Consider the following 6,656-nt stretch of genomic DNA (forward strand, 5'->3'; position numbering starts at 1 on the left):
GCCTCATTCCGGTCCGACGGCCGCGTGGGGGACGTACGCCGCCTCGAGCCGCGCGCACTCCTCCGGGCCGAGCTCGACCTGGAGCGAGGCGAGCGCGTCCTCCAGGTGCGCGGGCTTGGTGATCCCGACGACCGGCGCGACGACGGCGGGCCGGTCGCGCAGCCAGGCGAGCGCGACCTGGGCCGGGGGGCGGCCCAGGCCGCGAGCCACCTCGACGAGGGCGTCGACCACGTCGAAGTCGGTGTCGGAGTGGAGCTCGCCGGCCGCCGGGTCGTGCGCGGACCGCGAGGTGCTGCCACCGCCGCCCCGGGTACGGGTGCCGGTGAGCAGCCCGCGGGCGAGCGGGCTGTACGGCAGCACGCCGACGCCCTGGTCCAGGCAGAGCGGCACCATCTCGCGCTCCTCCTCCCGGTAGGCGAGGTGGTAGTGGTTCTGCATCGCCACGAACCGGTGCCAGCCGTTGCGCTCCGCGACGTGCTGCGCCTTCGCGAACTGCCAGGCGTACATGCTCGACGCACCCAGGTAGCGGGCCTTGCCGGCCCGGACGACGGCGTCGAGCGCCTCCATCGTCTCCTCGACGGGGGTTTCGTAGTCCCAGCGGTGGACGTAGTAGAGGTCGACGTGGTCGGTGCCGAGGCGCCGGAGCGAGCCATCGATCGAGGCCAGGATGTGGCGCCGCGACAGGCCGCGGTCATCCGGCGCGTCGGACATCGGGTAGTAGACCTTCGTCGACAGCACGTAGTCGTCGCGTCGAGGGAAGCGCTCACGCAGCAGGCAGCCGGTGACCTCCTCGCTGGCGCCGCGGTCGTAGACGTCGGCGGTGTCGTACGCCGTGACGCCGGCCTCGGCCGCACGTCGTACCAGCGGACGAGCGGCGTCGAGGTCGAGGTGCCAGGCACGCCGGGTGGTGTCGCCGAAGCTCATCATCCCCAGCACGAGGCGCGAGACCTCGGGGCCGGCGGTGCCGACGTGGGCGTACTGCATCACGATGCCTCGCGCGGACGGTGCAACGCGACCGCGGCGCCGACCAGGCCGATGCCGACGAGCTCCTGCCGCGCGGGCACCTGACCGAGGACCACCACGCCGCACACGGTCGCGGTGACGGGCAGCAGCGCCAGCATCAGGGCGTAGCTGGCGCGGGGCAGCCGCGCCATCGCCCACTGGTCGGCGACGTACGGGATCACCGTGGAGCAGACACCCACCCCGATCCCCCACAGCAGCCAGGGCGGATGGGCGAACGCGGGTGCCGCCTGGGCGACCCCGAACGGCGTCGCCACGACCGCCGAGACGACCACGGCCACGGACAGCCGGTCGACACCACCGGCTCTGGCGGCCGTGCGTGCGGGGCTCTCCGGATCCCCCGTGGCGATCCGGTGGCCGAGCACGACGTACAGGACGAAGCCGAGGCAGTTCGCCGCGGCCCAGGCCAGCCCCGCCGCGCTGCCGGCGATCTGCACCTCCGTCAACAAGGCGATGCCGGCGCACGACAGGGCGAGCGCGGTCACGTTGCGCCGGGACCTGACGCCGTACGCCGCGAGCGCGACGACGCCGAGGAACTCGATGCTCGCCACGGTCGCCAGGGGTGCGCGATCGAGGGCGAGGTAGAAGGCGGCGTTCATCGCCGCCAGGACCACGCCGAGGGCGAGCATCGTGCGGCGCTCGGCCGGCCCGGCCTCGCGCAGGACGGTCCAGGGACGACGCCAGACGGCGAAGACGACGGCCGCGGAGGCAAGCCGCAACCAGGCGACCCCGACGGCGTCGACGTGGGCGAACAGGAGGACCGCGAAGGACGGGCCGAGGTAGTGGAACGTCGCGCCGAGGAGGACGGCGCCGAGCGCGGAGGGCGCGACGCCCCGCTGCTTCTGCGGGAGGACTGAGGTGATGACAGGTTCCGAGACGCTGCTGGACACGACTCCATCCTGGTAAGGCGAACCGCGCGACTGAAGGGTTGATCGGAGGCTTTTGGCGTAATCTCCTTGGGAATCGAAGGTGAATGCGATGACCGACCTCGAACTCCACGAACAGCTCGACGAGACCAACCGGCGCCTCCTGCGCGAGATGCATGCCGACCCACGGCTCTCGATGTCCGAGCTCGGCCGCCGCGTGGGGCTGTCCGCGCCGGCGGTGAGCGAGCGGGTCCAACGGCTGCAGCGGTCCGGCGTGATCACCGGCTTCCGGATGGACGTCGACCCGGCCGCGCTCGGGCTGCCGGTGGCGGCGTACGTCCGGCTTCGACCCGCACCGGGGCAGCTCGGCCGGATCGCGGAGCTGGCCGTGGCGACCGAGCAGGTCAGCGAGTGCCACCGGATCACTGGCGAGGACTGCTTCCTGATCAAGCTGCACGCCCCGACGGTCGCCGGGCTCGAGGAGGTGCTCGACCTGTTCCTCAAGCACGGGCAGACGGTGTCGTCGATCGTGGTCACGAGCCCGGTCCCCGGACGGCCGCTGCCGATCCCGGACTGAGCCATCCGGGTGAGCGCTCAGATGGCGACGAGTCGGAAGACCACGATCCCTACGTATTGATCCATCCACGCCTGCTTGTGGGATAACGCTCGGCCTGTTCGCTTGTCAGCTGGGGCTCTTTGCATTCGGTCACCCGGAGGCCAGCGGCGTAGACGGTATTGAGCATGTCGGAGAACGTTCTGGTGCGACGCGAGAGCACGACGGATGGATTCCAGCTGGGCCGGTAGGCCCACGGTTCTGAGTCGTGATATGCGGTGCCGAGGCCGCAGCCTTCACGTTCCGATCGCTCCGCCGCATAGCGAATCGGACTGGTTCTGGCCACTACCACGGCGCCCCCCGGTCGCAGCAGCAGCCGCGCAGCCACGAGTGTCGAGACCTCGTCGTCGGCGTAGCCGAGGGACGAAAGGAAGAGCACTCGATCGAATCGAGAAGACTCGTCACTCACGAAGTCAGCCAGCTTCGACAGGTCGTGGTGCTGAAACCGGACGGCCGCACCCTCCGTCACCGGCGGAAATCCGTCGGTGACGTCGAGGCCCACGACGCGCGACGCACCACGCGCATACAGCTCCAGCGACTTGCCGCCGTTTCCGCACCCCACATCGAGCACCGCCAAGCCGGCTGGGTCACGTCCAACTCGGCCGGCCGCTCGACCAGCGAATCGAGTGAATCCGGCCGGCTACGTGCCGCTTCATAGTCGGAGGCCATCTGTCGCCAGTGACCATGCTCAGCCATGTGACCCCTCACCGGACGCCCTCGTTTCCCCACATTCTTCCGCACCAGTGACCTGAACAACGGCCGACCCACGCCGCCGGCGCCTGAGCCTGGATCGGGGCTAAGCCCCGCCGGGGCCGTCCGGTACGCCCGACTCGCTCGGCGAGTCGCCCAGGCCGAGGGCTCGGGTGAGGGGCGCTGCGCCGAGTCCATAGGCCGCAGCCGTTCCCACAATGACCAGGAAGGTCCCCGGCAGGAGCTTGTCGGCACCGCCCAGCCCGGCGGCGACCAAGGGGGGCGCGAAGCTTGCGGCCGTGGATGCGGCGATGATTCCGCGCGGATGCATGGCACCGACGAAGATGCGCTCCTGGGGGGACAGGTCGGTCCGCCAGGTCGCGACGAGCGCGACGACGGGTCGTACGACGATCACCAGAAGGACGACCAACGCAATGGACGGCAGAACGGCCCCCTTGAGCGACGCCGGCGTGATGGTGGCGGAGATGGCGATGAACAGCAACCCGATGGTCAGCTGAACGATGGTCTTGAGCTGCCGGCGATCCTCTGGCACGTCCGCTCCGGAGACGTTGGCGATGACCATTCCCATGGCGATCGCTGCCACCAGGCCGGTGTCCGGGGCGAGTGCGTCGCACAACCCAGCCGTGGTGAGGACGGTGGCCAGGATCGCCTCGGCCGCCAGGACTCCGGTCAGCCGCACCTTCTTCAGCAAGAACCACAAGACGCTCAGCCCGACGGCTGCTCCCACCAGGCCCACGGCGATGCGGCCGGCGAAGCCGAACAGGCCCCGCGCCACGCTGTGGGCGTGGTGCGTGATCAGGATCTGGTAGGTGACCACCCCGATCAACGCGCCGATGGGATCGATCGTGGTGCCCTCATGAGTCAGGATCACCCCCAGCCGGCGGCCAGGCGCTGCAGCATCGAGGATGGGGCCCATTACCGTGGGGCCGGAGACGATCAGGATGGCTCCGAGCATGACCGCGGTCTGCATCGACATCCCGAAGAGCAACCCCGCGAAAAGGGCGGCACCTCCCCAGGTGATCGGGATGCCCAGGACGAGCAGGCGTCGGACGACGACACCGGAGTGTCCGGACAGGTCGTCGAGCACCAGGTCGAGGCCACCGTCGAACAAGATGACCGCCACGGCGAGGCTCACCAGCGGCTCGAACGCCGTCCCCAGGAGCTTGTCCGGGTCGACGGACGGAACGAGCGCCCCAGCCGCGAAACCCACCGGAAGCAACACAATGATCGCCGGTACGCCGACCTTCGCAGCGACCACCTGACAGGCCACCGCCAAGGCAAGGATGAGCGAAAGACCGACGAAGACCTGGGACGCGGTCATGCCGCCGACCTTGCCTCAATGCAGGAGAGAAGGGATCGCCCGATCAAGACGACTCCTCGCACCCCGCTCTGGGCACCACGTTCTGGTCGTACCCCGAGGGTTGTGACAGCATGGTCGATCGATCTCGTATCGGGGGAACCATGCGTGTACGTCGGTCTCTACAGCGCGCCGCCGCCGCCACTGCTGCAACGATCACGCCGCTCGCCGTTGTTCCGATGATCGCCTCGGCCGATGCGCAGGCGCCGAGGCTGAGCAGCACGTCGAGGCCGACGTACCAGACCAATGGTCGGGTCACGTCCATCCTCGTGGTCAGGAACACCGTCTACATAGGTGGCGACTTCACCGCGGTTCGCCCGCATGGCGCGGCTCCGGGGACCAGGGAGACCTCCCGTGCCCACCTCGCCGCGTTCCGGGTGGACAACGGGAGGCTTCGGGCTTGGAACCCGCATCCGAACGGCTCGGTCGCCGCCCTGGCAGCCTCTTTTGACGGGCGCACTATCTACGTCGGTGGCAGCTTCACGACCCTGGCCGGCGCTGCCCATCACAATCTCGGCGCGGTCGACGCCAAGACCGGCTCGGCGCTCGGCTTCCACGCCAACACCAACGGCGCTGTCCTCGCGCTCGCCCGGAGTCGGTCGCGCCTCTATCTGGGTGGCGCTTTCGACATCGCCAAGCACAAGCCGCGCCAGCATGTCGCCGCGGTCAATCTGAAGGGGCACCTGGTGCGCTCCTGGCACCCGGGCACCAACGGCACCGTGAGGAGCGTCCGGGTGGCCGAACACGGCAGACGGGTGTATCTGGGAGGGGCGTTCACCCAGATCAACGGTCAACCAGATCCGTTTCTGGCCAAGGTCTCCTCCTCGGGCAAGGTCCTGACCATGCGCACGCATCCGGACCATCCGGTGTGGTCGCTGGTTGTCGCCTCCCATTACGTCTATGCCGGCGGCAACGGTCCGGGCGGCTATGTCGCGGCCTTACCCCGTCGTGGCGGTAGCGCCTGGAGTGTGCACACCGATGGCGGTGTCCAGACCCTGGCGTGGTTCCACGGAGCGCTTCTCGTGGGTGGTCACTTCCGCAAGATCTGCAGCGTCGCGGCAGATGGCTGCGCGCCAGCCCTGGCCAGCCGCAACAAGGTCATGTCGTTGAATCCCTACACCGGCGGGGTGCAACCCTGGAATCCGGCGGCGAACAGTGGTCTCGGCGTGTTTGCCATCCGAAGTGCGGGCACGAAGGTCTACGTGGGCGGGGTGTTCACCAAGGTCAACAACGTGCCCCAACAAGGTTTCGACAGCTTCATCCGATCCTGATCTGGCCCCGGCGTGTGAAAGGGCGGGTGATCGAGTTCCTTCTACCAGGGCTCGGTCGCGCGGACGTGGCGGACCCGACGGGAACCAGGTGCCATCAAGCCCTTTTCACGGCCGGCTCGAACACCATGGCCAAGAAAGAGGTCAGCAAGAAGAGGTTCGCCCAGTGAGCGGTCGCTATGCCGTCTGATGGTCAAGACGGCCGTCGTCGCCCCATCCCATGCCTGCCGCTGCTGCGGAGGTTTCGCCCGGGAAACCACCGACCTTCGGGTGGCGTCTCGTTCCGCCCGAGGTTTCCATGCTCTGCACGCATTGAGCCCCCGTGGAGCCGCTGACGCCGACTGGCCAGGAAGACCAGCACCATGGCGGTCGCAACGAAGATCCCGAGGCCAATCAATTCGGCCATGGTCACTCCCTATGACCGGGCGAATCCGAGACGTGTTCCTCGAAGTTTACCGACGGCCAAGAACTGACGGCAACGATTCGAGTTGGAGTTGGCTCGGCGTCAGAAACCGTCGCCCATCCCCCGGTGAGCCCGCAGGCCACAATGGCGTTGGGGCACCGTTGTGGCTGTCGAGATCGCGGGAACCGGATCAGCGGTGCACGACCTCATGAGCAACCGTGCACCGCTGTCATGGATCGTGACCTGTTCGTGACCGGATGCCTGTGGAGAAGGGGTTGTGGGCGGTCGGATTGTCGGTGGGTCATGCCAGAGTGACCACATGGATGTGGTGGAGGTTGACGAGCTGTCGGGCGGTGAGCTGCTCGACCATGCCGCCGACCTCGCGGACACCCAACACCGGTGCGAGATCGGGATCCTC

Annotated in this window: 5 protein-coding genes and 1 pseudogene; 2 read left to right on the forward strand and 4 right to left on the reverse strand. The window is 68.5% G+C overall.

What is annotated here, in order from left to right; all coding sequences use genetic code 11:
* Positions 1–3: 3 nt before the first annotated feature.
* Together VGJ24_RS08900 and VGJ24_RS08905 are read right to left on the reverse strand one after the other, a co-directional pair.
* Complete coding sequence (locus VGJ24_RS08900; protein WP_331500186.1) at positions 4–984, reverse strand: aldo/keto reductase; 981 nt, start codon at positions 982–984, stop codon at positions 4–6.
* The gene (locus tag VGJ24_RS08905) at positions 984–1,910 is read right to left on the reverse strand and encodes an EamA family transporter (RefSeq protein ID WP_331500187.1); all 927 of its coding nucleotides are present in this window, start codon (positions 1,908–1,910) and stop codon (positions 984–986) included. Before VGJ24_RS08905 ends, VGJ24_RS08900 begins: the two co-directional genes overlap by 1 nt.
* 88 nt (positions 1,911–1,998) lie before the next feature.
* Here VGJ24_RS08905 and VGJ24_RS08910 point away from each other — a divergent pair, with 88 nt between their 5' ends.
* Entirely contained in the window at positions 1,999–2,463 is a 465-nt protein-coding gene (locus VGJ24_RS08910) for an Lrp/AsnC family transcriptional regulator (protein WP_331500188.1), read from the forward strand.
* Positions 2,464–2,512: 49 nt separating this feature from the next.
* Here the strand turns inward: VGJ24_RS08910 and VGJ24_RS08915 are convergent.
* Both VGJ24_RS08915 and VGJ24_RS08920 read right to left on the reverse strand, forming a co-directional pair.
* Positions 2,513–3,082, reverse strand: a pseudogene (locus tag VGJ24_RS08915) (class I SAM-dependent methyltransferase); the annotation flags it as partial.
* A 213-nt stretch (positions 3,083–3,295) separates the two neighbouring features.
* The gene (locus VGJ24_RS08920; protein ID WP_331500189.1) at positions 3,296–4,531 is read right to left on the reverse strand and encodes a cation:proton antiporter; all 1,236 of its coding nucleotides are present in this window, start codon (positions 4,529–4,531) and stop codon (positions 3,296–3,298) included.
* Between the two features lie 110 nt (positions 4,532–4,641).
* Here VGJ24_RS08920 and VGJ24_RS08925 point away from each other — a divergent pair, with 110 nt between their 5' ends.
* Positions 4,642–5,838, forward strand: coding sequence for a hypothetical protein (locus VGJ24_RS08925; protein WP_331500190.1), 1,197 nt, complete (start codon positions 4,642–4,644; stop codon positions 5,836–5,838).
* Positions 5,839–6,656 lie beyond the last annotated feature (818 nt).

The organism is Nocardioides sp. (assembly GCF_036493135.1).
Classification (GTDB): domain Bacteria; phylum Actinomycetota; class Actinomycetes; order Propionibacteriales; family Nocardioidaceae; genus Nocardioides.

What these genes read in the sequence shown, in the direction of transcription:
- VGJ24_RS08900 (WP_331500186.1), bottom strand. Translation starts at nt 984, where the DNA reads ATGCAGTACGCCCACGTCGGCACCGCCGGCCCCGAGGTCTCGCGCCTC.
- VGJ24_RS08910 (WP_331500188.1), top strand. Translation starts at nt 1,999, where the DNA reads ATGACCGACCTCGAACTCCACGAACAGCTCGACGAGACCAACCGGCGC.
- VGJ24_RS08925 (WP_331500190.1), top strand. Translation starts at nt 4,642, where the DNA reads ATGGTCGATCGATCTCGTATCGGGGGAACCATGCGTGTACGTCGGTCT.
- VGJ24_RS08920 (WP_331500189.1), bottom strand. Translation starts at nt 4,531, where the DNA reads ATGACCGCGTCCCAGGTCTTCGTCGGTCTTTCGCTCATCCTTGCCTTG.